Source organism: Acidovorax sp. PRC11 (genome assembly GCF_031844105.1).
Lineage (GTDB): Bacteria > Pseudomonadota > Gammaproteobacteria > Burkholderiales > Burkholderiaceae_C > Paracidovorax.
In genome coordinates, this window is sequence record NZ_JAUZUQ010000011.1 from 115,008 (window position 1) to 140,877 (window position 25,870).

Annotated in this window: 19 protein-coding genes; 10 read left to right on the top strand and 9 right to left on the bottom strand. The window is 71.0% G+C overall.

Going from position 1 to position 25,870, the window contains the following annotated elements:
* Positions 1-22 precede the first annotated feature (22 nt).
* Positions 23-1,591, top strand: a complete 1,569-nt coding sequence (locus tag Q9R47_RS14365; protein ID WP_311233875.1) for a circularly permuted type 2 ATP-grasp protein — start codon at positions 23-25, stop codon at positions 1,589-1,591.
* Positions 1,592-1,593: 2 nt separating this feature from the next.
* Positions 1,594-2,571: an alpha-E domain-containing protein gene (locus Q9R47_RS14370; protein WP_311233876.1), complete on the top strand. Its 978-nt coding sequence runs from the start codon at positions 1,594-1,596 to the stop codon at positions 2,569-2,571.
* Between the two features lie 63 nt (positions 2,572-2,634).
* Here the strand turns inward: Q9R47_RS14370 and Q9R47_RS14375 are convergent, their stop codons facing one another.
* The gene (locus Q9R47_RS14375) at positions 2,635-3,003 is read right to left on the bottom strand and encodes a VF530 family DNA-binding protein (RefSeq protein WP_404977148.1); all 369 of its coding nucleotides are present in this window, start codon (positions 3,001-3,003) and stop codon (positions 2,635-2,637) included.
* A gap of 38 nt (positions 3,004-3,041) precedes the next feature.
* Positions 3,042-3,953: a LysR family transcriptional regulator gene (locus Q9R47_RS14380; RefSeq protein WP_311233878.1), complete on the bottom strand. Its 912-nt coding sequence runs from the start codon at positions 3,951-3,953 to the stop codon at positions 3,042-3,044.
* A gap of 165 nt (positions 3,954-4,118) precedes the next feature.
* Between Q9R47_RS14380 and Q9R47_RS14385 the strand changes: the two genes are divergently transcribed.
* The 6 genes from Q9R47_RS14385 to Q9R47_RS14410 all read left to right on the top strand — a co-directional run bounded on the left by Q9R47_RS14385 (position 4,119) and on the right by Q9R47_RS14410 (position 14,434).
* The gene (locus tag Q9R47_RS14385) at positions 4,119-4,967 is read left to right on the top strand and encodes an alpha/beta hydrolase (RefSeq protein ID WP_311233879.1); all 849 of its coding nucleotides are present in this window, start codon (positions 4,119-4,121) and stop codon (positions 4,965-4,967) included.
* Positions 4,968-5,239: 272 nt separating this feature from the next.
* On the top strand, positions 5,240-6,496 hold the full coding sequence (locus tag Q9R47_RS14390) for an efflux RND transporter periplasmic adaptor subunit (protein WP_311233880.1): 1,257 nt from the start codon (positions 5,240-5,242) through the stop codon (positions 6,494-6,496).
* A gap of 33 nt (positions 6,497-6,529) precedes the next feature.
* Entirely contained in the window at positions 6,530-9,778 is a 3,249-nt protein-coding gene (locus Q9R47_RS14395; protein WP_311233881.1) for an efflux RND transporter permease subunit, read from the top strand.
* Positions 9,779-9,885: 107 nt separating this feature from the next.
* Complete coding sequence (locus tag Q9R47_RS14400; RefSeq protein WP_311233927.1) at positions 9,886-11,343, top strand: efflux transporter outer membrane subunit; 1,458 nt, start codon at positions 9,886-9,888, stop codon at positions 11,341-11,343.
* 180 nt (positions 11,344-11,523) lie between these two features.
* Positions 11,524-12,963: an NAD-dependent succinate-semialdehyde dehydrogenase gene (locus Q9R47_RS14405; RefSeq protein ID WP_311233882.1), complete on the top strand. Its 1,440-nt coding sequence runs from the start codon at positions 11,524-11,526 to the stop codon at positions 12,961-12,963.
* Positions 12,964-13,174: 211 nt separating this feature from the next.
* The gene (locus Q9R47_RS14410; protein WP_311233883.1) at positions 13,175-14,434 is read left to right on the top strand and encodes an FAD/NAD(P)-binding protein; all 1,260 of its coding nucleotides are present in this window, start codon (positions 13,175-13,177) and stop codon (positions 14,432-14,434) included.
* Between the two features lie 37 nt (positions 14,435-14,471).
* On the opposite strand, the gene Q9R47_RS14415 is transcribed toward Q9R47_RS14410, so the two are convergent.
* The 7 genes from Q9R47_RS14415 to bfr all read right to left on the bottom strand — a co-directional run bounded on the left by Q9R47_RS14415 (position 14,472) and on the right by bfr (position 23,229).
* The gene (locus tag Q9R47_RS14415) at positions 14,472-16,763 is read right to left on the bottom strand and encodes a TonB-dependent siderophore receptor (protein ID WP_311233884.1); all 2,292 of its coding nucleotides are present in this window, start codon (positions 16,761-16,763) and stop codon (positions 14,472-14,474) included.
* Between the two features lie 183 nt (positions 16,764-16,946).
* Positions 16,947-17,672: a DUF4198 domain-containing protein gene (locus Q9R47_RS14420; protein ID WP_311233885.1), complete on the bottom strand. Its 726-nt coding sequence runs from the start codon at positions 17,670-17,672 to the stop codon at positions 16,947-16,949.
* A 111-nt stretch (positions 17,673-17,783) separates the two neighbouring features.
* Positions 17,784-18,131 carry a DUF3325 domain-containing protein gene (locus Q9R47_RS14425; protein WP_212534316.1) on the bottom strand — a complete coding sequence of 116 codons (348 nt, stop codon included), beginning with the start codon at positions 18,129-18,131 and terminating at the stop codon, positions 17,784-17,786.
* Positions 18,132-18,134: 3 nt separating this feature from the next.
* On the bottom strand, positions 18,135-19,886 hold the full coding sequence (locus tag Q9R47_RS14430; RefSeq protein ID WP_311233886.1) for a PepSY-associated TM helix domain-containing protein: 1,752 nt from the start codon (positions 19,884-19,886) through the stop codon (positions 18,135-18,137).
* On the bottom strand, positions 19,883-20,191 hold the full coding sequence (locus Q9R47_RS14435; RefSeq protein WP_311233887.1) for a DUF3649 domain-containing protein: 309 nt from the start codon (positions 20,189-20,191) through the stop codon (positions 19,883-19,885). Before Q9R47_RS14435 ends, Q9R47_RS14430 begins: the two co-directional genes overlap by 4 nt.
* Positions 20,192-20,234: 43 nt before the next feature.
* Positions 20,235-22,400: a TonB-dependent siderophore receptor gene (locus tag Q9R47_RS14440; protein WP_311233888.1), complete on the bottom strand. Its 2,166-nt coding sequence runs from the start codon at positions 22,398-22,400 to the stop codon at positions 20,235-20,237.
* A 352-nt stretch (positions 22,401-22,752) separates the two neighbouring features.
* A complete protein-coding gene (bfr, locus tag Q9R47_RS14445) occupies positions 22,753-23,229 on the bottom strand; it encodes a bacterioferritin (protein ID WP_311233889.1) in 477 nt (158 codons plus the stop codon).
* A gap of 304 nt (positions 23,230-23,533) precedes the next feature.
* On the opposite strand from bfr, the gene ahpC reads away from it, so the two are divergent.
* Together ahpC and ahpF are read left to right on the top strand one after the other, a co-directional pair.
* Positions 23,534-24,109, top strand: a complete 576-nt coding sequence (gene ahpC, locus Q9R47_RS14450) for an alkyl hydroperoxide reductase subunit C (RefSeq protein WP_311233890.1) — start codon at positions 23,534-23,536, stop codon at positions 24,107-24,109.
* A 165-nt stretch (positions 24,110-24,274) separates the two neighbouring features.
* Positions 24,275-25,843 carry an alkyl hydroperoxide reductase subunit F gene (gene ahpF, locus Q9R47_RS14455; protein WP_311233891.1) on the top strand — a complete coding sequence of 523 codons (1,569 nt, stop codon included), beginning with the start codon at positions 24,275-24,277 and terminating at the stop codon, positions 25,841-25,843.
* The last annotated feature ends 27 nt before the right edge of the window (positions 25,844-25,870 follow it).

Below are 25,870 nucleotides of genomic sequence, written 5' to 3' on the forward strand. Positions count from 1 at the left end.
CTGGCTGCAGGAGGCACCCCTGATGCAGAAGTTCGACGAGATGTACGAAATGCTGCCGTTCGACGGCAGCGATGTGCGCTCCCATTACCAGCGCTACGGCCAGTGGCTGTCGCGACAGCCGGCCGAAGCCATGAAGGCGCGCCGCGCCGAGGCCGAGATGATTTTCCGCCGCGTGGGCATCACCTTCGCGGTGTACGGCGCCAAGGACGAGGAGGGCGCGGGCACCGAGCGGCTCATCCCGTTCGACCTGATCCCGCGCATCATTCCCGCCCACGAATGGGCGCGCATGCAGCAGGGCCTCGTGCAGCGCGTGACGGCGCTCAACCGCTTCATCCACGACGTCTACCATGGCCGGGAGATCCTGCGCGCGGGCATCGTGCCGACCGACCTGATCGTGGGCAACGCGCAGTTCCGCCCCGAGATGGAGGGCGTGGACGTGCCGCAGGGCGTCTATGCGCACATCGCCGGCATCGACATCGTGCGTGCGCCGGACGGGCAGGGCAACGGCATCTACTACGTGCTGGAGGACAACCTGCGCGTGCCCTCCGGCGTGTCGTACATGCTGGAGAACCGCAAGATGATGATGCGGCTCTTCCCCGAGCTGTTCCGCAGCCACCGCGTGGCGCCCGTGGCGCACTACCCCGACCTGCTGCTGGACACGCTGCGCGCGAGCGCGCCGGCCGGCGCGGCCGAACCCACCGTGGTGGTGCTCACCCCCGGCATGTACAACAGCGCCTACTTCGAGCACGCCTTCCTCGCGCAGCAGATGGGCGTGGAACTGGTCGAGGGGCAGGATCTGGTGGTGAAGGACAACTTCGTCTACATGCGCACCACGCGCGGGCTGCAGCGCGTGGACGTGATCTACCGCCGCGTGGACGACGACTTCCTCGATCCGCAGGTGTTCCGCAACACGTCCACGCTGGGCTGCGCCGGCCTCATGGCCGCCTACCGCGCGGGCAACGTGACGATCTGCAACGCCGTGGGTACCGGCATCGCCGATGACAAGTCCGTCTACCCCTACGTGCCGGAGATGATCCGCTTCTACCTGGGCGAGGAACCCATCCTGGCGAACGTGCCCACGTGGATGTGCCGCAAGCAGGACGACCTCAACTACGTGCTCGACCACCTGCACGAACTGGTGGTGAAGGAAGTGCACGGCGCGGGCGGCTACGGCATGCTCATCGGCCCGGCCGCGACCAAGGCGGAGATCGAGGAGTTCCGCGCCGCGCTGCTCGCGAACCCGGCGGGCTACATCGCGCAGCCCACGCTCTCGCTCTCCAGCTGCCCGACCTATGTGGAATCGGGCATCGCCCCGCGCCACATCGACCTGCGGCCCTTCGTGCTTTCGGGCCAGAAGGTGCAGATGGTGGCCGGGGGCCTCACGCGCGTGGCGCTGAAGGAAGGCTCGCTGGTGGTGAATTCGTCGCAGGGCGGCGGCACCAAGGACACCTGGGTGCTGGGCGAGGGCGACGTGAACGGCAATGGCAACGGCATGCAGGACGCGGGCATGGCGCAGTCGCTGGGCGGAATGACGCAGTCCATGGGCGCTCCGGGCTCCATGGCCATGTCGCAGTCGATGGGGGGGAAATAAAGATGCTGAGCCGCACTGCCGATCATCTGTTCTGGATGTCCCGCTACACGGAGAGAGCGGAGAACACCGCCCGCATGCTCAGCGTGAGCTACGAGACCTCGCTGCTGCCGCAGTCGGCCGACGTGGCGCAGGAGAGCTGGCTGGGCCTGCTGTCCATCAGCGAGCTGATCCCGGCCTACACCGCGCGCCACGGCGAGGTCACGCGCGAGGGCGTGCTCGAATTCATGGTGCGCGACGGCGACAACCCGTCGTCGATACTGTCCTGCCTGCGGGCGGCGCGCGAGAACGCGCGGGCCGTGCGCGGCGCGCTCACCACCGAGGTGTGGGAGACGCAGAACCAGACCTGGCTGGAGCTGCACCGGCAGTTGAAGGGGCGCGACTTCGAGCGCGACCCGGGCGCGTTCTTCGAGTGGGTGAAGCACTGCTCGCACCTCTCGCGCGGCGTGACGCTGGGGACGATGCTGCAGGACGAGGCCTTCCACTTCCTGCGCCTGGGCACCTTCCTGGAGCGCGCCGACAACACCGCGCGCCTGCTGGACGTGAAGTTCCACGCCGTGCAGAGCGACTTCCACGGCTCGCTGCGCGAGCGCAACCGCAACCGCGCGGCGCCGCAGGAGTTCGACTTCTACCACTGGAGCGCGATCCTGCGCAGCGTGTCCGCGTTCGAGATCTACCGCAAGGTGTACCGCGACGTCATCACGCCCGAGCGCGTGGCCGACCTGCTGATCCTGCGCGCCGACATGCCGCGCTCGCTGCACGCCTGCCTGCGCGAAGTGGCGGACAACCTCGCCGTGGTCGCCAACGACCAGTCGGCGGAAACGCAGCGCAACGCGGGGCGCCTGCTGGCGGACCTGCGCTATGGCCGCATCGACGAGATCCTCGCGACCGGCCTGCATGCGTACCTCACGCAGTTCCTGGACCGCGTGAGCCACCTGGGGGCGGGTATCAGCCGCGATTTCCTGGTGCCGGTGCCGGCCTGAGCGCGCCGGAACGGTTCGGAGGGGGCCGTTCCTTGGTGCCCTGCGGTGCCGTGCCGCGCGGGATCAGGACGAGGTACCGCCCTGCCGCCTGCGCTCGCGCAGCATGAACAGGTAGAGGCTCTCCACCTTCTCCCGAGCCCAGGGTGTCTTGCGCAGGAATTTGAGGCTCGACGACACGCTCGGGTCGCTCTGGAAGCAGCGCACGGGGATCTGCTCGGCGAGGCCTCGCCAGCCGTAATGCTGCTGCAGCGCGGTCACCATGGCTTCCAGGGTGATGCCGTGCAGCGGGTTGCGGGGCTGGCGGGGAGGGGCCGCGGACACGGGCGCAGAGGCGGCCGCGGGGGCTGCGGCGATCGAAGGGGGCGGTGTTTCCGCAGGCCGGGGCGGGGCGGGCGGAAGATCAGGAGACGGTGGAATCGATGGGGCGTTCATGGGCCCGAGCATAGGCGCTCGGACCCTGCCCGCATGCATCAACCCTGCAGATGGCGTTCGCGCGCGAACAGCTCCGCCGCCCAGTCCACGAACGCCCGGACCTTCGCGCTCAGGTGCCGGTTGGGCGGGTACACCACGTAGACGGGCAGCAGCGGATGGCTCCATTCGGGCAGCAGGCGCACGAGGTCGCCGCGGTCGAGGTAGCGCTGGGCCTGCAGGGTGGTGACCTGGCCCACGCCGCGGCCGGCGAGCAGGGCGGCCAGGTAGGCGTTGCTCTCGTTCACCGACAGCCGCGAGGGCCCGCCGATCTCCAGCGATTCGCCGCCCTTGTGGAACTCCAGCGGGTAGCGCCGCGAGGTGCGGGGCGAAAAATAGATCACGCTCTGGTGGCCGCGTTCGAGGTCCAGCGGTTCGCGCGGCGTGCCGTGCCGCTCCAGATAGGCGGGCGAGGCGACGGTGATGAAATCCAGCAGGCCGATGCGGCGCGCCACGAGCGACTGGTCGGTGAGTTCGCCGCCGCGGATCACGCAGTCCACGTTGTCGCCGATCAGGTCCACGATGCGGTCGCTCACGCCCAGGTCGAGCTGGATGTCGGGGTAGCGCGCGTGGAACTCCTCCAGGTGCGGAATGATGAGCAGCCGCGCCATGGCGGTGCCCACGTCCACCCGCAGGCGGCCGCTGGGCGTGGCGCGTGCGTGGGTCATGCTGGCTTCGATGTCGTCGAAATCGGCCAGCAGGCGCACGGCCCGGTCGTAGTAGGCGGCGCCGTCCGGCGTGACGGTGACGCGGCGCGTGGTACGGTTGAGCAGCCGCACGCGCAGGCGTGCTTCCAGCGCCTGGACGTGCTTGGTGACGGTGGCTTTGGGCAGTTGCAGGGAGTCTGCGGCGCGCGTGAACGTGCCGGCTTCCACCACCCGCGCGTAGATGCGCATGGCCTGGATCTGGTCCATGGCGTTCCTTCCTCGATGCCTCTTCTCGGGCCGGCAAATTCTCACACGCGCCAGGGCCCCCGATTGTTCGGGGTTTGGAAACAGTGCGGCGCGCAACGCCTGGTTTATCGTCGCAGTCCACGCGCCTACATTTGCACCACCGGAACGTTTCCGACCCCCACTGCCATGCCTGCCAAGACACCTTCCCGCTCCACGCCCGACGGCGCCCGCTCCGAATCCACCATTGCGGTGGCGCCGGGGCAGGACGTCGCCGTGCGCATGTACGGCCGCAGGAAGCCCGGCGAGACGTCGCCGCTGGTGGTGCACTTCCATGGCGGGGCCTTCGTGTCGGGCGATCTCGACAGCGGCTGCACCATCGCCGGGCTGCTGCAGGAGGCCGGGGCCCTGGTGGTGTCGGTGGCCTATCCGCTCGCGCCGGAGCATCCGTTCCCGCAGCCGCTGGAGACCGGCTATGCCGTGCTGCAGTGGGTGTACCGCTACCGCACGCGGCTGGCCGGCACGGGCGCGCCGGTCTACGTGGCGGGGGAGGAGGCGGGCGGCAACCTCGCGGCGGGCGTGTGCCTGATGGCGCGCGACCAGTCCCATCCGCCGCTCGCGGGGCAGATCCTGGTGTCGCCGATGCTCGACCCCTGCACCGGCACCGCATCGCTGCGGGCCGCGACCGAGGGCGAGGCCGGCTGCCGCTGGGCGCTGGGCTGGGAGAAGTTCCTGCGCTGCGCCCGCGATGCCGAGCATCCCTATGCCGTGCCCGGCACCGCCCAGCGCCTCGCGGGCCTGCCGCCCACGCTGCTGCTGGTGGGCGACACCGATGCGATGCACGACGAGACGCTCGCCTACGCGGCGCGGCTGGATGCCGCGGGCCTGCCGGTGGAGTTGCACGTGCTGCGCAAAGCCGAGCGCTGGCCCGATGCGCTGCTGGAACCTGGCCCCGAGGCCTGCCCGTGCGCCGACGAGGCCCGCGAGCGGTTCCGCGCGTTCCTGTTCGCCGCCGGGCGATGTCCGGCGCCACGCTGACCTCTGCTCCCGGGCCCGTCCTGCCGGCCTGACCGATGGCCGTCCGGCCGATGGCGGATTTCCGGCCGGCGGGTGTTGACCTCAATGATGGTTGAGGTTTGACAATCCGGCCCGTTGCCGCCACCCGCGGCGGCGCGGTGCCTTTCTTTCCCGATTTTTTCCGGCTGGCAGCAGCCGGAGGGGATGGCTTTGCCCGCGGCAGGCCGATCGCCGATTTTTCGCTTCCCTTCTTTCAACCGATTCCTGCATTCCAAAGACACGGAGGACTTGCCATGCCGTCACCCCGCCATTCCCTTTTCTCGCCCGCCCGCCGCTGGTGGACCGCCGCCGGCGCCGCCGCGGCGCTCGCCGCCGCCACGGGCGCGGTGTTCGGGCTCTCCAGCTCGCATGCCGAATCGCCCGCCGCCGGCGTGGGCGCTCCGCCCGCCGTGCCCGTGTCCGTGGCCGCCGTGCTGCAGCAGGACGTCACGCTCTGGGACGAGTTCTCGGGCCGGCTCGAGGCCGTGCAGCGCGTGGAGGTCCGCCCGCGCGTGGCGGGTGCGGTGCAGGCCGTGCACTTCCGCGAGGGCGCGCTGGTGAAGCAGGGCGACCTGCTCTTCACCGTGGACCCGGCTCCCTATGCCGCCGAGGTGGACCGCGCCGAGGCGCAGGTGGTGGCCGCGCAGGCGCGCCTGTCGTATGCCCACAGCGAGATGGAGCGCTCGCAGCGCCTCTGGGAGGAGCGCGCCATCGCCCAGCGCGAGCACGACGAGCGCGTGAACGCCCGGCGCGAGGCCGATGCCAACCTGCGTGCCGCGCAGGCCGCGCTGCAGTCGGCGCGGCTCAATCTGGGCTACACGCAGGTCCGCGCCCCCGTGGCCGGCCGCGTGGGCCGCATCGAGGTCACGCAGGGCAACCTCGTGGCCTCGGGGGCGGGCGCGCCGGTGCTCACCACGCTGGTGTCGGTGAGCCCGATCTACGCGAGCTTCGACACCGACGAGCAGGTGGTGACGCGCGCGCTGGAAGGGCTGCGCACCGGCAAGAGCGCGCGCACGCTGATCGAGAGCATCGAGGTGCAGATGGGCACCGGCACCGGCGGCGCGCTGCCGCATGCGGGCCACCTGCAGCTGATCGACAACCAGGTGGATGCGAAGAGCGGCACGGTGCGCGTGCGCGCCGTGTTCGACAACGAAGGCGGCGCGCTCATCCCCGGGCAGTACGCGCGCATCCGCATGGCGCAGCCGCGCAGCATGCAGGCCGTGCTGATCAACGAGCGGGCCGTGGGCACCGACCAGAGCAAGAAGTTCGTGCTCGTGGTGGGCGCCGGCAACCTGGCCGAGTACCGCGAGGTGCGGCTGGGCGCGCCGGTGGACGGGCTGCGCGTGGTGACCGAGGGCCTCAAGCCCGGCGAGCGCATCGTCGTCAACGGCCTGCAGCGGGTGCGCCCGGGCATGCAGGTGGCACCGCAGGACGTGCCGATGGCCGCCAAGGCGGAACTGGGCGGCGAGGGCGCGCAGGCCCGCGGCGCCGCGCGCCAGCCGGCGGCCTGAGCGGCCCGCGCTCCCTATGACAAAGACGCCAACATGAACTTTTCCCGCTTCTTCATCGACCGCCCCATCTTCGCCGGGGTGCTGTCGGTGATCATCTTCCTGGCCGGGCTCATCGCCATGCGCGTGCTGCCCATCTCCGAGTATCCGGAAGTGGCGCCGCCATCCATCGTGGTGCGCGCCACCTACCCGGGCGCCAACCCGAAGGTGATCGCCGAGACCGTCGCCACGCCGCTGGAGGAATCCATCAACGGCGTGGAAGGCATGCTCTACATGGGCAGCCAGGCCACGACCGACGGCGTGATGACCCTCACCGTCACCTTCAAGCTGGGCACCGACCCGGACAAGGCGCAGCAGCTCGTGCAGAACCGCGTCTCGCAGGCCGAGCCGCGCCTGCCCGAGGAAGTGCGGCGCCTGGGCGTGACCACCGTCAAGAGCGCGCCCGACCTGACCATGGTCGTGCACATGGTCTCGCCCAACGGGCGCTACGGCATCGACTACCTGCGCAACTACGCCGTGCTCAACGTGAAGGACCGCCTCGCGCGCATTCCCGGCGTGGGGCAGGTGCAGATCTTCGGCGGCGGCGACTACGCCATGCGCGCCTGGCTCGATCCGCAGAAGGTCGCGCAGCGCGGCCTCTCGGCCGGCGACGTGGTGGCCGCCATCCGCGGGCAGAACGTGCAGGCCGCGGCCGGCGTCGTGGGCGCATCGCCGGGCCTGCAGGGCGTGGACATGCAGCTGTCGATCAACGCCCAGGGCCGCCTCGCGACCGAGGAGGAATTCGGCGACATCATCGTCAAGACGGGCGCCGACGGGGCGGTGACGCGTCTGCGCGACGTGGCCCGGCTGGAGCTGGGCGCGGCGGATTATTCGCTGCGCTCGCTGCTCAACAACGATCCGGCCGTGGGCATGGGCATCTTCCAGGCCCCGGGCTCGAACGCGCTGGAGATTTCCGCCAACGTGCGCGCCACCATGGCGGAGCTGCAGAAGCACATGCCCGAGGGCGTGGAGTTCCGCATCGCCTACGACCCGACGCAGTTCGTGCGCGCCTCCATCCACTCCGTCGTGCAGACGCTGCTGGAGGCGATCGCTCTGGTGGTCGTGGTGGTGATCCTGTTCCTTCAGACCTGGCGCGCTTCCATCATCCCGCTGCTGGCCGTGCCGGTGTCGGTGGTGGGCACGTTCGCGGTGCTGCACCTGCTGGGCTTCTCGATCAACGCGCTGTCGCTCTTCGGGCTGGTGCTGGCCATCGGCATCGTGGTGGACGACGCGATCGTGGTGGTGGAGAACGTGGAGCGCAACATCGAGGCGGGGCTCACCCCGCGCGAGGCCACCTACCGCGCGATGCGCGAGGTGAGCGGCCCGATCGTCGCGATCGCGCTGGTGCTGGTGGCGGTGTTCGTGCCGCTGGCCTTCATCAGCGGGCTCACGGGGCAGTTCTACCGGCAGTTCGCGGTGACCATCGCGATCTCCACCGTGATCTCCGCGATCAACTCGCTCACGCTGTCGCCCGCGCTGAGCGCGCTGCTCCTCAAGGGCCACCATGAGCCCAAGGATGCGCTCACGCGCGGCATGGACCGCGTGCTGGGCGGCTTCTTCCGGCGCTTCAACCGGGTGTTCCACCGCGGCTCGGAGGCCTACAGCGGCGGCGTGCGCCGCGTGATCGGCCGCAAGGCGCTGATGCTGGCGGTCTACGGCGTGCTGGTGCTCGCCACCTGGGGGCTGTTCAAGGCCGTGCCCGGCGGCTTCGTGCCCGCGCAGGACAAGCAGTACCTCGTCGGCTTCGCGCAGCTGCCCGACGGCGCCACGCTGGACCGCACCGAGGACGTGATCCGCCGCATGGGCGAGATCGTCAAGAAGAACCCGAACGTGGAGGACGCCATCGCCTTCCCGGGACTGTCGATCAACGGTTTCACCAACAGCTCCAACGCCGGCATCGTGTTCGTCACGCTCAAGCCCTTCGCCGAGCGCAGGCGCGCCGACCAGAGCGGCGGCGCGGTCGCGGGCCAGCTGAACCAGGCCTTCGGCAGCATCCAGGACGCGTTCATCGCGATGTTCCCGCCGCCGCCGGTCGCCGGCCTGGGCACCACGGGCGGCTTCAAGCTGCAGATCGAGGACCGCGCCTCGCTGGGCTACGAGGCGATGGACGCGGCCGTGAAGGCCTTCATGGCGAAGGCCTACCAGACGCCGGAGCTGGCGGGCCTGTTCACGAGCTGGCAGGTGAACGTGCCGCAGCTGTTCGCGAACATCGACCGCACCCGTGCGCGCCAGCTCGGCGTGCCGGTGACGGACATCTTCGAGACGCTGCAGATCTACCTGGGCAGCCTGTACGCCAACGACTTCAACCAGTTCGGCCGCACCTACAGCGTGCGCGTGCAGGCCGATGCGGCCTACCGCGCGCGGGCGGAGGACGTCGGCCTGCTGAAGGTGCGCTCGGCCACGGGCGAGATGGTGCCGTTGTCGGCGCTCATGAAGATCGAGCCCAGCTTCGGTCCCGAGCGCGCGATGCGCTACAACGGCTTCCTGTCGGCCGACGTGAACGGCGGGCCCGCGCCCGGCTTCTCGTCCGGCCAGGCGCAGGCCGCCATCGAGCGCATCGCGGCCGAGACGCTGCCCCAGGGCATCGGCTTCGAATGGACGGAGCTCACCTACCAGGAGATCCTGGCGGGCAATTCGGCGGTGCTGGTGTTCCCCATCGCGATCCTGCTGGTGTTCCTGGTGCTGGCCGCGCAGTACGAGAGCCTGACGCTGCCGATCGCCATCGTGCTGATCGTGCCCATGGGCCTGCTGGCCGCGATGGCGGGGGTGTGGCTCTCCGGCGGCGACAACAACGTGTTCACGCAGATCGGGCTCATCGTGCTGGTGGGGCTGTCGGCGAAGAACGCGATCCTGATCGTGGAGTTCGCACGCGAGCTGGAGTTCGCCGGGCGCACGCCGGTGCAGGCCGCGATCGAGGCGAGCCGGCTGCGGCTGCGGCCCATTCTCATGACCTCGCTGGCCTTCGTGATGGGAGTGCTGCCCCTGGTGCTTTCGACCGGCGCGGGCGCGGAGATGCGCAGCGCCATGGGCGTGGCGGTGTTCGCGGGAATGATCGGGGTGACGGCCTTCGGCCTGTTCCTCACGCCGGTGTTCTACGTGGTGCTGCGCCGCATGGCGGGCAACCGGCCGCTGCAGCAGCACGGCAGCCACACCGCGCCGCTGGCCGGTGACGGTGCGGATGCGGGCCACGGTGGCGGCGCGGGTGCGCAGCCGGTGCTGGCCGCCCCGCGCGGGAGCCATGAATGACGCCACGGCATGAACGACAAGGAGCGATAGCGATGCATTCCTCTTCCCGATCCCTTCCGGCGCCGGCCCGGCGCCTTCCGCGTCCGGCCCTGGCGGCCACGGTGCTGATGGCGGCCCTGGTGCTGGCCGGCTGCATGGGCGCGCCGCTCGCGCCGCCGGACCCGCATGCGGGCGTGGCCGTTCCCGCCGCGTTCGCGCAGGACCGGGCTCCGGCCACGGCCGCGGCCACGGACGGCAGCGCGGCGCACTGGACGACCGCGCCCCCGGCCGAATCGCAGCCGCGCGGCGCCTGGTGGCGCGCGTTCCAGGACCCGGTGCTCACCGCGCTGGTGGAACGCGCCGGCGAGGCCAATGCCGACATCGCGCAGGCGGCGGCGCGCCTGTCCGCCGCGCGGGCGCTGCTGCGCTCGGCGGATGCCGACCGGGCACCGCAGATCGGCGCATCCGCCGGGGTGTCGCGCCAGGCGGGCGCCGGCAGTGCGGCCGGCGCGGGCCCCGCCACGCTCGGCACGGCGGGCCTCGGCGTGGCGTACGAGCCGGACCTGTTCGGCCGGCTGTCCCGCGCGAGCGATGCCGCCCGCCTCGATGCGCAGGCCCGCGCGGCGCTGTTGCAGAGCACCCGCCTGCTGGTGCAGTCCGACGTGGCCCAGACCTACCTGCAGCTGCGGTCCGTGCAGGCCGAGCGAGCGCTCGTGGCCGAAAGCCTCGCGGCCTACCGGGATACGCTGCGGCTCACCCAGCGGCGCTACCAGGCTGGCGACGTGGCCGAGCTGGATCTGGCCCGCGTGCAGGCCGAAGTGGCCGCCACCGAGGCCGAGGCGCTGGCGATGGAGCGCCAGCAGGTGGCGCTGCAGAACGCCCTGGCGGTGCTGACCGGCGAAGTGGCTTCCGCCTTCGCGGTGCAGCCGGCGGCGGCCGAGGCGGCGCTGCCGGTGATCCCGCCGGGCGTGCCCGGCACCGTGCTGGCGCGGCGGCCCGACGTCTCCGCCGCGCAGGCCGCGGTGCTGGCGGCGCAGGCCCGCGTCGGCGTGGCCCAGGCCGCCTGGTTCCCGGCCATCACGCTCACCGGCAACGGGGGCTTCGCCTCGCCCGAGCTGGGCGATCTGTTCCGCTGGTCCGCCCGCGCCTGGAGCGTGGGGGCGCTGCTGTCGCTGCCGATCTTCGACGGCGGCCGCCGCGCGGCCGAGGAAGACGCCGCGCGCGCCCGGCTGGACGAGGCGCTGGCGGCGCACCGCGGCCAGGTGCTCGGCGCCTTCCGCGACGTGGAGGACCAGCTCGGCGCGCTGCGGCTGCTCTCCGCCCAGGCGGAGGCCCAGGGCCGCGCGGTGGATGCGGCCGTGCGCGCGACGCGGCTGTCCGACGCCCGCTACCGCAACGGCTTCGTGAGCCAGCTGGAGCTGCTGGATGCGCGCCGCAGCGAACTGCGCAACCGGCGCCAGGCCCTGCAGGTGCGCACGGCGCAGTACGCGGCCACCGTCGGACTGGTCCGCGCGCTCGGCGGCGGCTGGGGCGACGGGGCGCCCGCCGCGCAGGCCGGCGCCACGCCGGTGGCGTGGAACCGCTGAAAAAATCCGTAACGTGGGAAAACGCGGCGCAGTCATTCGCCCGCGTGGCTGCAGGAAACGTGCAACCGGCCTATAGTGCTTCTTTGGCTGCCGAGCCGGGCCGCAGGCCCCGGCGAAGCCCCCGGGGCACGTCCCCTCCCATTCCATCCTCTTCATTCAGCTACCGCAGGAGCACATTGCATGACGTATCCGAGCACACGCCTTTTCATCGCCGGTGAATGGCAGGATGCCGCCGATGGCAAGACCATCGCCGTGCACAACCCGGCCACGGGCAAGGAAATCGGGCGCGTGGCCCATGCCGGCCGTGCCGATCTGGACCGGGCCCTGGAAGCCGCGCAGAAGGGCTTCGAAGTCTGGCGCGACATGCCCGCCGTGGAGCGCGCTCGCACCATGCGCCGCGCCGCGGCCCTGATGCGCGAGCGCGCCGAATCCATCGCCCGCATCCTCACGCAGGAGCAGGGCAAGCCGCTGACCGAGGCGAAGGTCGAGGCCATGGCCGCCGCCGACATCATCGAGTGGTTCGCCGACGAAGGCCAGCGCATCTATGGCCGCATCGTGCCCGCGCGCGGCAGCCTCGCCGTGCGCCAGCTGGTCCTGAAGGACCCGGTCGGCCCGGTGGCCGCGTTCACGCCCTGGAACTTCCCGATCAACCAGGTGGTGCGCAAGCTGGCCGCCGCGCTCGCCTCCGGCTGCTCCATCCTCGTGAAGGCGCCCGAAGAGACCCCCGCCAGCCCCGCCGAGCTGATCCGCGCCTTCGCCGACGCGGGCGTGCCCGCGGGCACCGTGGGCCTGGTCTACGGCAACCCGGCCGAGATCTCCGGCTACCTGATCCCGCATCCGATCATCCGCAAGGTCACCTTCACCGGCTCCACGCCCGTGGGCAAGCAGCTGGCCGCGCTGGCCGGCCAGCACATGAAGCGCGTGACCATGGAGCTGGGCGGCCACGCCCCGGTGATCGTCGCGGACGACGCCGACGTGGAGCTCGCCATCAAGGCCGCGGGCGGCGCGAAGTTCCGCAACGCCGGCCAGGTCTGCATCTCGCCCACCCGCTTCCTGGTGCACGAGAGCATCCGCAAGGATTTCGTGGCCGCGCTGGCGCGCCATGCGCAGGGCCTGAAGGTGGGCGACGGCCTGGCCGACGGCACGCAGATGGGCCCGCTCGCCAACCCGCGCCGCATCGCGGCCATGGCCGAACTGATGCAGGATGCCGTGCAGCAGGGCGCCCAGGTGGCGGCCGGCGGCGAGCGCATCGGCGGCGACGGCAACTTCTTCCAGCCCACCGTGCTGGACGACGTGCCGGTGTCCGCGCGCATCTTCAACGAAGAGCCCTTCGGCCCGGTGGCCGCGGTGCGAGGCTTCGAGAAGATCGAAGATGCCATCGCCGAGGCGAACCGCCTGCCGTACGGCCTGGCCGGCTACGCGTTCACCCGCTCCCTCAAGCATGCGCACCTGCTGTCGCAGCGGCTCGAAGTGGGCATGCTGTGGATCAACCAGCCCGCGTCGCCCTCCGCCGAGCTGCCCTTCGGCGGCCTCAAGGACTCGGGCTACGGTTCCGAGGGCGGCCCCGAGGCGATCGAGGCGCACCTGAACACGCGCGCGGTGTCCATCACCAACGTGTGACGGCCGTGCAGGCCGGTGAGGCCTGCGCGCAACGGAAAAGCCCCCAGGGAGCCATCCCGGGGGCTTTCTCACATGCGGCGCGGCGACGGGAACGTGCGAACCGGTTACATTCCGCCCGTGGAATTGATATTTCTATTTTGAAGAGGTATCGATAAATGAAAACTATGGCTGCGGTCCGGGGCCGATAATCCCGGGACGGAACGGGCAGAACATGTCAAACCACGGCGACGCAGACGACGTGCTGCACGTGGCCATCGTCGGGGGCGGGGCCATGGGCCTCGCATCGGCCTACCACCTCATGCAGCGGGCGCGCCGCCTGGGCGCCAGCCTGGACGTGCACGTGTTCGACGCCCGCGCGGGGCGCTTCGGCAGGGCGGCCGCCGACCCGGCGCAGGGGCCCGCCACGGTTGCCGAAACCGTGGGCGCCCGCCTGCTGCGCGAGGGCGGCGGACTGACCGCCTCGCTGATCCGCATCGTGCACCGCGCCTCCATGGACCTGCGGGGCCGTGCCCGGGGCGACTGCACCTGTGCGCGTTTCTTCGACGATTGCCTGCGCGACCCCGAGGCGACCCTCGGCGACGCCGCCCGCGCGCTCTACCTGCCCATCGACTGGAACCATCCCGACGTGCCGCGCCGCCTCGCGCAGGTGCGCGACGACTACTACTACCCGCTGATCTCCGCCATGTTCCTGTGCGATCCGGCGGGCCCGGAGCGCACGCCGGTGCAGGCGGCTCTCGAATACATCCGCTGGAAGGACGAGGGCCACGCGCTGGCCGCGGGCGGCTTCGCCGACGACGCCTCGCGCAAATGGGCGGAATCGCTGGCGGCCCATCTGGTGGCGCGCTCGGACCGGCAGGTCGCCGTGCGGATCCGCACCGGCGAGGCGCTGCTGGTGCGCGTGATGAGCGACATGGTGGAGGTGCTGCAGGACGGCGCCTCGCGCGTGTTCGACATCTGCGTGATGGCGAATGCGCCGGCCGACGCCGTGCGCGTGCTCGCCTTCGATACCGCCACCGCGGCGTTCGGCGCCCGGCTGGGCCGCATCCTCGACAGCGTGTGCGAGCACGGGGGCGAAGACGGGCCGGACTGGGACGATGAAGGCGCCTCGGAGGACCGGTGGGACGGCGACCTGTCCGGCGGGGCCGGGCGCGCCGGCGCGGCGGACGGCCCCGGGGCGGCCGGGCCGGACCGGGCGGCCGGGGAGCCGGCTTCCGGCACCGGCTCCGTGCCCCACGACCAGGCCTGGGCCGCTTTCCGGCGCAGCGTGCTCGATGTCTCCGTGCAGGCACGCTCCGAGATCCGCGTCCTCAACGATGCCTTCGTGCAGGGCTGGCAGGAAGGCGAGGGCCGCGTGCCCTGCGCCGCCATCCCGCCGCTGCTGTTCGTGGGTGGCTGGCCCTACGGCACCGCCCAGCAGGAGCAGTGCATGGAGCAGGCCGAGGAGCTCTGCCACTGGCTGCTGCCCGAGTGACGGGCGGCAGCAGCAGCAGCAGCGGCAGCCGCGGTCGTCAGAACCGGTAGGTCGACGTCAGCATGTAGGTGCGCCGCTGCCCGTAGAAGCAGTCGCCGCGTGCCAGGCACTGCGTGATCTGCACCTTGTCCGCCAGGTTCACCACGTTGAAGGCCAGGCGCCAGTCGCCCGCGTCGTAGGCCACCATGGCATCGGCGATCGTGGACGCCGGCGTGGAGATCGCGGAGGAACCGCTCCACTGCGAGCCGGTGTAGCGCACGCCGCCGCCCACGGTCCACTGGCCGCGTCCGCCCGTGGCGAAGCGGTGCGACAGCCATGCGGACGCCGTGTGCTTCGAGACCCCCGCCACCGGCTGCCCCTGGTCGCCCGCGTTGCTGCGCGCGATCTTCGCGTCGGTGTAGGCATAAGCGAGCGTGGCGTCCCAGCTGCGGGCGATGCTGGCGGTGAGTTCCGCCTCCAGGCCGCGCGTTTTGGTTTCGCCGATCTGCAGGTTGTTGAGCGGATTGGCCGGGTCGGAGGTCTTGCGGTTCTTCTCGCGCAGCTCGTACACGGCGGCATAGGCCGAGATGCCGCGGCCTTCGGGCTGCCATTTCACGCCGGCTTCCCATTGCTCGCCGCGCTGCGGCTTGTACGGGGCGCCGAAGAAGTTCACGCCGCCCAGCGGCTGGAACGACTCGGCATAGCCCACGTAGGGCGCCCAGCCGCCGTCCATCTGGTAGGTGGCGCCCAGGCGCTTGGTCCATGCCGTGTCGTCCACGGCCGCGGCGGGGCGGCCTTCCGTTTCGGTCTTGGCGCTGTCGTGGCGCAGGCCGAGCGTGGCGGTCCAGCGGTCCCAGCGGATCTGGTCCTGCAGGTAGACGCCCCACTGGCGCTGCGTCACGCCCGGCTGGCGCACCAGGGCGGACTCGGAGGGCGGCGTGAAGTTGCCGTAGACCGGCGCGTAGACGTCGATGCCGCTCACGGTCTTGAGCCACGACGACTGGCTGGTGGCGTTGCGCTGCGCGTCCACGCCGGCCAGCAGCGTGTGCTCGGTGGCGCCGGCCTTGAGCTTGCCTTCGACCTGCGTATCCACCATCAGCAGGCGGCTGGCGTTGCGCTGCCAGGAGGCGTCGCGCAGCAGCGTGCGGTTGTCCGCCTCGAACACCGGGCGCGCCGGACGGCCCGTGGCGCGGTTGGCCGTGAAGCTCGTGTACATGCTGCGGTAATCGACGTCGCTCACGGTGCGGCGCAGGTTCTGGCGCACGGTCCAGGCATCGTTCACGCGGTGGCTGAAGAGGTAGCCCCACGAGTTGTTCTCGGTGTCGTAGGCGTCCCAGCCGGGCTCGCTGATGAAGGCCGCGGTGGGGATCTGCCCATACGGGCTGGACAGCCGCGTGCCCTGCCACGGGAAGAAACCGATCAGCGATCCGCTCTTGTCCTTCTGGTGCGTGAACTGCAGCGTGAGCGACGTGGCGGCGCTGGGCTTCCAGGTGAGCGAGGGAGCCAGGATCAGCCGGTCGTCGCTCACGTGGTCCACCTGCGAATCGCTGTCGCGGCCCACGGCCACCAGCCGGTAGAGCCATTGCCCGTCCTGCGTGAGCGCGCCCGTCAGGTCGGCGGCGATCTGCTTGCGGGCGAAGTTGCCCACCTGCACCTGCACTTCGCGCAGCGGCTCGGCCTGCGGGCGCTTGCTGGTGAGGTTCAGCACCCCGCCCACGCTGCCCTGGCCGTAGAGCACCGACGACGGGCCACGCAGGAACTCCACCCGCTCCAGCAGGTAGGGATCGGCCTTGACGTTGTTGTAGGTGCCGTAGGTGCGCAGCAGGCCGTCCTGGTACTGCGTCACGTCGCCGCCGCGCGCCTTGAAGCTGTCCACGCGGCTGTCGAAGTAGTTGGACACGATGCCGGCCGTGTAGGCCGTGGTCTGGCGCAGGGTCTGCGCGCCCTGGGCTTCCATCTGGTCGCGCGTCACCACGCTGATGGCCTGGGGCGTCTCGATCAGCGGCGTGTCGGTTTTGGTGGCGGAGAGCGCACGGCGCGCGACGAAGCCGGCGACCGGGGCGGTGGGATTTTCCTGCTGTGCGCCGGCATTCACCGTGACGGGGGCGAGCGTGGCCTCCGCGGCAGGCGCGGTGCCGGAGCCGGTGGCCGTGCCCTGGCCCGATGCCGGAGCGCTGTTGGCGGCAGGCGCCGGAGCCGGCTGCGCATGGGCGGCCGTGCCGGTGCCCGCGGCGCAGAGGGCTGCGAGGACGGCCGGGATGGCCGCGGACAGGGCGGTGGCGGGTGCGCGGCGGCGTGCGTGCGGCGGCAGGCAGGCGTGCAGGTGGGGGCGCGGAATCGGATGGGTCATGGTCGGAAATGGGCAGTGCTACCGCAGCGATGCAGCGATCGCGCGGGAGACTGTCGTGGACGGTAAAAAAGAAGGGAGGGCGCCAGTGATGCGGCACCCGGTCCGCAGCTCCGCCTGGCCTGTCCGCCGCGATGGGCGATCGCGATGCCGATGGCGGTCGGGCGGCAGCTGCGGCGCGCGGCGTCAGCGCCCGGGCGCGGCCGGCAGGGCAGGCGATTCCATGCCTTCTGCCTGGGCGAACGTGAGCGTGGTCAGGTAGCTCGTCTCACCGAACGTCTCGCCGTCGCGCTCGCCGGCCGTGGGGTCGGAGTGCTTCACCTCGGCCACGTACTGGCCCTTCCAGGGCAGCGCGAACTGCACCGTGCCGTCGGCCCCCGTGTGGGCCTCGCGGGCCCAGCCGGAGGGCGCCACCAGCATCACCTGCGCCTTGGGCAGCGGCTGGCCGTTGAACACCACGCGCAGCTCGCCCGCGCGGCCCGTGGGCACCATGTCCAGCGGCGCGGTCGCCGCCACCGGCTGCGCGAGCCCGGCCACCCAGCGTGCGGCCGGGCGCCAGAGCAACGCGGGCTTGCCGCCCTTGCTGCGGTCGATCACCGGGTAGCGGGCTTCGGCGAACAGCGTGTCGGCGGCGGCCGGCAGCGCATAGGTGAAGGCGGTGGCCGTGCGCTGGCCTTCCACGCGCGTGGGCGCCGCGGCGCCGGCCGTCCGGGCCTGCAGCACCGGCACGCCCTGGAACTTGTCCAGCGCGCCGGGCGACTTCTCGACGAGGTTGTCGGCGTACTCGCCGAACTGCACGCGGGCCTGGTTGCCGCTGGACTCGATCCACACCTGGTGGGCCTGGGCGGTGCCGGCCGCGGCGGCGCAGGCGGCGAAAAGGGCGGTGGCCCAGGGTTGGAAGGTCGATGCCATCGGTATGCTCCTTGGAGATAAGTTGCGTGAAAAAACCGGAGGTGCCCGCCGGTGTCGGAAGACGGGTGGGCCAGGAAACGGAAACAAAAGGGAGGCCGGTGATTCCGGCCGTCAACCCGCGGCGAGCGGCCCCAGCACGGCCCACAGCGCCGCCAGCACCAGGGCGGCCGCGGCCAGGCGCGGCAGCCGGCCCGGCCACCAGGTCGCGGCCGCGGTGGTGGCGAGTGCGGATACGGAGAGCGCGATCGCCCACCATGTGACCGAGAGCGGCACGCTGGCCGCCGTGCGCGGCCACCCGACCGCGAGGGCGAGCGACAGGGCGAGCACGGCCCAGCCCGCACGGCGCAGGGCACGCAGGCGTGCGGCGTCACCCTCGCGGCCCCAGGCGTCCTCGTGGTGGCGGTCCATCCCCAGCGCGATGCCGGACCAGCCGGCGAAGCACAGCAGCAGTTCCAGCATGGTTCAGGCTCCCCGGGGCGGCGTGGTGGCGGAAGGCGGCACGCTCTGGGCAGCGGGCGCAGCGGCAGGCACCGCCGGTGCGGCGGCAGGGCGGGCCGCTTTGGGTGCCGGCTTCGCCGCCGCCGCCGCAGGGCGGCGCCGCAGCAGGTGCCGCGCCAGCGCGCCGAACACGAGGCCGGCGGCCAGGAACGACAGGTCCATGCCGGCCCACATCCACTCGCCCGCGGGCAGCGTCACGCCCAGATGCGTGCCCGTGGTGGCGGCATTGATCACGGGCAGCGCCGCGAACAGCAGGCCCGCCGCGCCCAGCAGCAGCGCCCAGCCGCGGCGGTCGGGCCGCAGGATGCCCACCGCGAGCCCCACGCCCCAGGCGCCGAAGAACCAGGCCAGTTCGGCGTCGGGGCGGCCCGGCAGGCCGACGGGCAGCAGCCGGTTGGCCGCCAAGATCGTGGCGACGGCCAGCGGCAGCCCGCCCATGAGGCCCACGTTGAGGCTCGCCACCAGCCTCTCGCCGAACGGCATGCGCGCGTCGGCCGCCTTGCGCTGCGCCTGCGCGCGCCGCTTCACGGTCCACAGCACCAGCCCGGAGGCGATCATCAGGCTGCCCATCACGCCGAAGCCGAACAGCACCCAGCGCATGCCGGGCCCGGCGAACCGCGCGAGGTGCAGCCCGTACAGCACCCGGAAGGTCTTGAGGGCCGGCGTCTGCGGATCGATGAGCGCGAGCGGCTGCGCGGTGGCGCCATCGAAGCGCAGCCGCGCGGGGCCGTACTGCAGCCGGTCGCCGTCGTGCCGCGTGATCTCCACCACCGTGCCGCTGTCGTCGCGGCGCGCGGAGATGCCGCCGATGCGCGCATCGCCCCAGGTGCGGTGCGCGGTCGCCACCATGGTGGCCAGGTCCAGCGCCGGCAGCGGCTCCGCCGCGGCGGTGCGCCCGCGCCGCGCGCTGCGCGCGCCCGGCTCGTCCCCCTGCATTTCCGCGAAGTAGGCCTGCGAATCCGTGCCCTTGGGCGTGGCGTACGCGGCCTGCATGCCCGCGGGCATGTAGAGCGTGTGGAAGATCATCAGCCCGCTGAAGGTGATGACGAGGTAGAACGGCAGCACCAGCACGCCGGAGACGTTGTGCGCATCCAGCCACGCGCGCTGCCCGCCCTTGGCCGGCCGGAAGGTGAAGAAATCCTTGAAGATGCGGCGGTGCGTCACCACGCCCGTGAGCAGCGCGACGAACATCAGCATCGTGGCCACGCCCACCACCCAGCGGCCCTGGATCGTCCAGCGCCCGCCGTGCGCGGTGCGCAGCTCGAAATGGAAGCGGTAGAAGAAGTCGCCGCCGACCGTGTCGCGGGTTGCGATCTTCTCGCCCGTGGACGGGTCCATCAGCAGGCTCTGGAAACGGCCGCCGCTGCCGTCGCGCCACAGCACCGAGGCCGCGGGCTGGCGTTCGTCGGGCAGGCGCATGATCCACTGCGTCACGCCCGGCACCTGCCGGTGCAGCGCGGCCTGCGCGCGCTCGGCCACGTCCGCGCTCGCGGTGGTGGGCAGCCCGTGCATCTCGGGCCGCATCCACAGGCTGAATTCATTCTTGAAGAAGCTCAGCGTGCCGGTGACGAAGATCGCGAACAGCAGCCAGCCGAGCACCAGCCCCGCCCAGGTGTGCACCCACGACATCGCCAGCCGGAAGCCCTCCCGCTCCGGAACGGCGGCGGCTGCCGCAGCGGTGGAGGGGCCGCCCGGGTTCCGCACGGAATCGTTCATGCCGCGCCTCCCCACCAGCGCGGGCCCAGCACGCAGGCGCCCAGCACCAGCGCCGGCACCAGCACGCCCGCCCAGGCCGACCATGCCGTGCGCGCATAGAAGGCCCAGGCCGCCGCGCCCGCGTAGACCAGCCACGACAGCATGGTGGCCGTGAGCACGGCTTCCACGCGCGGCATGGCGAGCGTGAGGGCCATCGCGGCCGCCGCCGTGGCGGCCGCCGCCAGCGCATAGCCGCCGGCGGTGGCGGCCAGGGAGCGGGAGGCGATGGCGAGGCGGTATCTCCAGAGCGGGCGGGTGGGTTTCATGGCGTGGTTGCAGAAAGGGGCGGGCGGACGGGGCGTCGCCCGGTCAGAAGGCGTAGTCGAGCGTGACCTGCAGCGCGCGCGCCTCGCCCGGCGTGACCGAGGTGAAGCCGGCCGCATTGCTGGTGCCGTCGAGGTAGTAGCGCTTGTCCGCGGCGTTCTTCAGGTTGGCCTGCAGGCGCAGGCCGCCGGCCATCTCGTAGCCCACCGCGAGATCGGCCACCGTGTAGCCCGGCAGGCGGCGCCGGTTGTCGTTGGCCAGGAACTTGTCGCCCTGGTGCGTGAGGCCCCCGCCCACCCAGAGGCCCGGCACCGCGGCGATGCGGTACTGCGTCCAGAGCGATGCGGTGCGCTTCGTCGCCAGCGCCACGCGGTTGCCCACGTTCGCGCCGGCCACCGTGTCGGCCAGCACCTTCGGGTCCATGAAGGTGGCCTGGGCGGTCACCGTCCAGCCCGGCGCGATGCGGCCCTTGGCCTCCAGCTCCAGGCCGCGGATGCGCTGGCGGCCCGTGAGCACGGAGTAGCCCGGGTTGGCGGGATCGCTCGCCGGGCTGTTGGTGAGTTCCAGCTCGAACAGCGACGCCGTGGTCAGCAGGCGGCGCGACAGCCATTCCTGCTTCACGCCCACCTCCACCTGCTTGCCCTCGGAGGGCGGCGCGGCCACGTTGCCCGCGAGCAATGTTCCGACGTTCGCCTGGAACGAGCGCGCATGGCTGGCATAGACCATCGTGCCGGGCATGGGTTCGTAGCTCAGGGCGATCGACGGCTGGGTCTTGCTCGCGTCCAGCTGCGGCGTGACGTAGCGGTCCTTCAGCCGGTCGTGGCGCAGCCCGGCCGTCAGCGCCCACGGGCCCCAGGCCATGCGGTCCTGCAGGTAGACGCCCGGGTTGCGCGTATCGCTGGCGACGGCGGGCGAACCCGTGGACGCGGCGGGCGCGGCGATGCCGGTCACCGGGTTCCACAGGTCCACGGAGGGCAGGGGGCCGGTGCCGCTGGAGCCGTAGCGGCTCTCCATCGCGCGCCAGTCCACGCCCGCGAGCAGGCGGTGCTCGACCGCGCCGGTAGCCCAGCGGCCGCGCAGCTCGGCCAGCACCGTGTCCGAGGTGAAGCTCTGCCCCGGCGCCAGCCAGTAGCCGCGCGCCACGCGATTGCCGGACACGCCCGACAGCATCGGCAGCAGCACGTCGCGGTCCGTCTCGTTGCGCGACACGTAGAGGCGCGCATCCAGGGCATCGCTGAAGCGGTGCGTCAGCTCGCTCGCATAGAAGCGCATGCGGCCCTTGGTGGTGAGCCAGGGTTCGCCGTAGAAATTACTTTCGTCCACCGCATCGGCGCTGCGCGGATCGGCGGGCACGGGCACCGGAACCCCGGGGTAGGAGGTAGTCTCCAGCCGGTACGTCTCGGCCTGCACGCGCCAGCGCGTCTGCGGGGTGATGCGCCATTCCAGCGCACCGCCCAGGCCGCGCTTCTCGGGCGTGATGCCGTCCACCGCGCTGCCCCCGCGGCTCGCGCCACCGGTCAGGCGGTAGAGCAGGGTGCCTTCGGTGTCGATCGGGCCCGTCAGGTCGAACTCGCCCGAGCGCCAGCCGTGGCTGCCCACGCCCGCGCGCACCGAGCGCAGCGCCTCGGCCTGGGGCAGCTTGCTCACGTACTGGATCAGCCCGCCGGGCGCGACCTGGCCATACTCCAGCGCGGCGGGCCCCTTGATCACTTCCACGCGCTCGATGTTGAAGAGCGGCGGATCGATCAGGTGCATGAACTTGGCGCCGTCCCGCAGGTAGTTGTAGGTGTTGTTGGCCCACAGCCCGCGCACCGAGAACTGCGAATACGAGCCGTAGTACTCGCTGCGCGAAGCCACGCCCGAGACGTTGCGCAGCACGTCGCGCTCGGTGGTGGCGCCCTGCTGCTCCAGCGTCTCGCGTTCCACCACGCTCACCGAGCGCGGCGTCTCCAGCACCGACAGGCCCAGCCGCGACGCGCTCTGCGCGCGGCGCGCGGGCGTGGCGGCCTCGCCCGCGCGGTCGGCGCTCACCTGCACCTCGCCGAGCGCGGCGGCGACGGGCTCGGCCTGCGCCCAGCCGGCGACGGGTGCGGCCGCGAGCAGCCCGGCGCCCCAGAACAGTCCGGTGCGGGCAAGTGCGCGGGTGGGCGCGGACAGGCGGAACGGGGAGCGGGCAGTGCGTGGGCGGGATGGGGCGGAACGGAGCGGCATGGGGCGCGGACTTCGAGAAAAAACGGACCGGGAAGCACTGGCTGACGGGGAAGTCCACGTACTGGCTGGCGGACGTTGCTGGAGGCTGCCGACCCGGCGCGGAGGGCGTTGCCACCGGCGGCCGTCGGCTGCGACCGAGTCCCGTATTCTAATTATTTTTGATATGCATTCTCATTTGCGAATGGAAAGTCACGCAAATTTCCGGTAGGCAGCGCAACTTTTCCGGGCCCTTCCGCATCGCGGGCCGCACCCGCCGCGGCGGGCCATGCCGCACGTCCGAAAACAAAAAGGGCCCCGAAGGGCCCGTGCGGCAGGTCGCATGCCGGCCATGCCGGCGGCGGGAGGACCGGCGTCAGTCCGCCTCGCCCATCTGCGACTGCAGGTAGTTCTGCACGCCCACCTGCTCCACGAGACCGATCTGCGTCTCGAGGAAGTCGATGTGTTCTTCCGTGTCTTCCAGGATTTCCTGCAGCAGGTCGCGCGAGACGTAGTCGCGCACGGCCTCGCAGTGGGCGATGCCTTCCTTGATCGTGGCCTGGGCGCCGCGTTCCGAGCGCAGGTCGCATTCGAGGATCTCGGGCACGTCCTCGCCCACCTGGAGCTTGCCGAGGTCCTGCAGGTTGGGCAGGCCGTCGAGCATGAAGATGCGGTCCATGATGCGGTCGGCGTGCTTCATCTCGCCGATCGACTCGTCGTATTCCTTCTTCGCCAGCCGGTCGAAGCCCCAGTGCTTGAGCATCCGGTAGTGCAAAAAGTACTGGTTGATGGCCGTGAGTTCGTTCTTCAGCTGTGCCTGCAGATGGCCAATGACCTGTGCGTCGCCTTGCATGGGGCTCTCCTTGTGATAATGGAATGCAGAGTGGACGGGTGTCCGTGGGCGCGATTGTCGTGAGCCCCGCCGTTCGCCGCAAGGCGAAGCCCCCATGCGCACGGTCTGGCTGCGTGTGACACTGAGTTGTGTTCTCATCGGCTCGGCCGCAGGAACGGGGATTGCCCCGCACCGGCATGCGCCTCGCCCATGCGTCATAGTCATGAGCAATTGATTTGATGGAATCAATTAATTGGCTATATCGTTCTCGCGGGCCTAAACTTCGTTCATTCCGTATCAGCAACCACCAACCGAGGAAACAGCAATGTCCCTGATCAATACCCAAGTCCAGCCTTTCAAGACCGAAGCGTTCGTGAACCGCAATGGCAAGGGTGAGTTCATTACCGTGACCGAAGAGAACCTGAAGGGCAAGTGGTCCGTCCTGATCTTCATGCCGGCCGCCTTCACGTTCAACTGCCCCACGGAAATCGAGGATGCCGCCGACAACTACGCCGAGTTCCAGAAGGTTGGCGCCGAGGTCTACATCGTGACGACCGACACGCACTTCTCGCACAAGGTGTGGCACGAGACCTCCGACGCCGTGGGCAAGGCCAAGTTCCCCCTGGTCGGCGACCCGACGCACCAGCTGACCAACGCCTTCGGCGTGCACATCCCCGAAGAAGGCCTGGCACTGCGCGGCACCTTCGTGATCAACCCCGACGGCGTGATCAAGACGATGGAGATCCACTCCAACGAAATCGCCCGCGACGTGTCCGAGACCCTGCGCAAGCTGAAGGCCGCCCAGTTCACCGCCGCGAACCCCGGCCAGGTCTGCCCCGCCAAGTGGAAGGAAGGCGCCAAGACCCTGACGCCTTCGCTGGACCTGGTCGGCAAGATCTAATCGCCCGCGCGATCCGGAAGCGCCCCGCGCGCTTCCCCGGCCGGACCTCCGCAGTGCGCCCGCGCGCCCTGCCGTCCGGCTTTTTTTCGCCCGCATCTTGCCCGTTCTCCGCCCGTTCCCGGCCCCCGGCTCCCCTGCATAACTCGAAACCCCTGAAGGACATCCATGCTCGACGACCAACTCAAATCCCAACTTTCCGCCTATCTGGAGCGCGTGACGCAGTCGTTCGAGATCGTGGCCTCCCTCGACGGCAGCGAAGCCTCTGGCCAGACGCGCGAACTGCTGGAGACCATCCAGTCCCTGCGCAGCGACAAGATCAGCCTGCGCACCGACGGCACCGACGCCCGCAAGCCCTCCTTCACGCTGCAGCGCTCCGGCACGCAGACGAGCCTGCGCTTCGCCGGCCTGCCGCTCGGCCATGAATTCACCTCGCTGGTGCTGGCGCTGCTCTGGACGGGCGGCCATCCCCCGAAGGTGGAGCAGGACGTGATCGAGCAGGTGCAGGCGCTCGACGGCGACTTCGATTTCGAGGTCTACATGAGCCTCACCTGCCACAACTGCCCGGACGTGGTGCAGGCGCTGTCGCTCATGGCGATCCTCAACCCCCGCATCCGCACCACCGTGATCGAGGGCGGCACCTTCCAGCAGGAAGTGACCGACCGCGAGATCATGGCCGTGCCCATGGTGTTCCTCAACGGCCAGGTGTTCGGCTCCGGCCGCATGACCATCGAGGAGATCGTCGCCAAGCTCGACACCGGCGCCGCGAAGCGCGAAGCCGCCAAGCTGTCGGCCAAGGCACCGTATGACGTGCTGATCGTCGGCGGCGGCCCGGCCGGCGCCGCGGCGGCCGTCTATGCCGCACGCAAGGGCATCCGCACCGGCATCGCGGCCGAGCGCTTCGGCGGCCAGGTGAACGACACGCTCGACATCGAGAACTACATCTCGGTCAGCAAGACCGACGGCCCGAAGTTCGCCGCCGCGCTGGAGCAGCACGTGCGCGACTACGAGGTCGACCTGATGAACCTGCAGCGTGCCCGCGCGCTGCGCCCCGCCGCCACCGAAGGCGGCCTGGTCGAGGTCGAGCTGGAGAACGGCGGCACGCTCTCGTCGCGCACCGTGATCATCTCCACCGGCGCGCGCTGGCGCAACATGAACGTGCCGGGCGAGGAGCAGTACCGCACCAAGGGCGTCACCTACTGCCCGCACTGCGACGGCCCGCTCTTCAAGGGCAAGCGCGTGGCGGTGATCGGCGGCGGCAACTCTGGCGTCGAAGCCGCGATCGACCTGGCCGGCGTGGTGGCCCACGTCACCGTGCTGGAGTTCGCGGGCGAGCTGAAGGCCGATGCCGTGCTGCAGCGCAAGCTGCGCAGCCTGCCGAACGTGGACGTGATCCTCAACGCCCAGACCACCGAGGTGAAGGGCGACGGCAACCGCGTGACCGGCCTGAGCTACCAGGACCGCACCACCGAAGAGCACCACGTGCTGGCCGTGGAGGGCATCTTCGTGCAGATCGGCCTGCTGCCCAACACCGACTGGCTGCGCGGAACGGTGGAGCTGTCGCGCTTCGGCGAAATCGTGGTCGATTCGCATGGCCGCACCAGCGTGCCGGGCGTGTTCGCGGCCGGTGACTGCACCACGGTGCCGTACAAGCAGATCATCATCGCGGCCGGCGACGGCGCGAAGGCGGCCCTGGGTGCGTTCGACCACCTGATCCGCACCACGGCCCCGGCCTGATGGCGCCCTGCGCCACGGAAGGACAAG

Excerpts from the sequence above, each read along its gene's own strand:
- Q9R47_RS14365 (WP_311233875.1), top strand. The coding sequence starts at position 23 with ATGCAGAAGTTCGACGAGATGTACGAAATGCTGCCGTTCGACGGCAGC.
- Q9R47_RS14370 (WP_311233876.1), top strand. The coding sequence starts at position 1,594 with ATGCTGAGCCGCACTGCCGATCATCTGTTCTGGATGTCCCGCTACACG.
- Q9R47_RS14375 (WP_404977148.1), bottom strand. The coding sequence starts at position 3,003 with ATGAACGCCCCATCGATTCCACCGTCTCCTGATCTTCCGCCCGCCCCG.
- Q9R47_RS14380 (WP_311233878.1), bottom strand. The coding sequence starts at position 3,953 with ATGGACCAGATCCAGGCCATGCGCATCTACGCGCGGGTGGTGGAAGCC.
- Q9R47_RS14385 (WP_311233879.1), top strand. The coding sequence starts at position 4,119 with ATGCCTGCCAAGACACCTTCCCGCTCCACGCCCGACGGCGCCCGCTCC.
- Q9R47_RS14390 (WP_311233880.1), top strand. The coding sequence starts at position 5,240 with ATGCCGTCACCCCGCCATTCCCTTTTCTCGCCCGCCCGCCGCTGGTGG.
- Q9R47_RS14395 (WP_311233881.1), top strand. The coding sequence starts at position 6,530 with ATGAACTTTTCCCGCTTCTTCATCGACCGCCCCATCTTCGCCGGGGTG.
- Q9R47_RS14400 (WP_311233927.1), top strand. The coding sequence starts at position 9,886 with ATGGCGGCCCTGGTGCTGGCCGGCTGCATGGGCGCGCCGCTCGCGCCG.
- Q9R47_RS14405 (WP_311233882.1), top strand. The coding sequence starts at position 11,524 with ATGACGTATCCGAGCACACGCCTTTTCATCGCCGGTGAATGGCAGGAT.
- Q9R47_RS14410 (WP_311233883.1), top strand. The coding sequence starts at position 13,175 with ATGTCAAACCACGGCGACGCAGACGACGTGCTGCACGTGGCCATCGTC.
- Q9R47_RS14415 (WP_311233884.1), bottom strand. The coding sequence starts at position 16,763 with ATGACCCATCCGATTCCGCGCCCCCACCTGCACGCCTGCCTGCCGCCG.
- Q9R47_RS14420 (WP_311233885.1), bottom strand. The coding sequence starts at position 17,672 with ATGGCATCGACCTTCCAACCCTGGGCCACCGCCCTTTTCGCCGCCTGC.
- Q9R47_RS14425 (WP_212534316.1), bottom strand. The coding sequence starts at position 18,131 with ATGCTGGAACTGCTGCTGTGCTTCGCCGGCTGGTCCGGCATCGCGCTG.
- Q9R47_RS14430 (WP_311233886.1), bottom strand. The coding sequence starts at position 19,886 with ATGAACGATTCCGTGCGGAACCCGGGCGGCCCCTCCACCGCTGCGGCA.
- Q9R47_RS14435 (WP_311233887.1), bottom strand. The coding sequence starts at position 20,191 with ATGAAACCCACCCGCCCGCTCTGGAGATACCGCCTCGCCATCGCCTCC.
- Q9R47_RS14440 (WP_311233888.1), bottom strand. The coding sequence starts at position 22,400 with ATGCCGCTCCGTTCCGCCCCATCCCGCCCACGCACTGCCCGCTCCCCG.
- bfr (WP_311233889.1), bottom strand. The coding sequence starts at position 23,229 with ATGCAAGGCGACGCACAGGTCATTGGCCATCTGCAGGCACAGCTGAAG.
- ahpC (WP_311233890.1), top strand. The coding sequence starts at position 23,534 with ATGTCCCTGATCAATACCCAAGTCCAGCCTTTCAAGACCGAAGCGTTC.
- ahpF (WP_311233891.1), top strand. The coding sequence starts at position 24,275 with ATGCTCGACGACCAACTCAAATCCCAACTTTCCGCCTATCTGGAGCGC.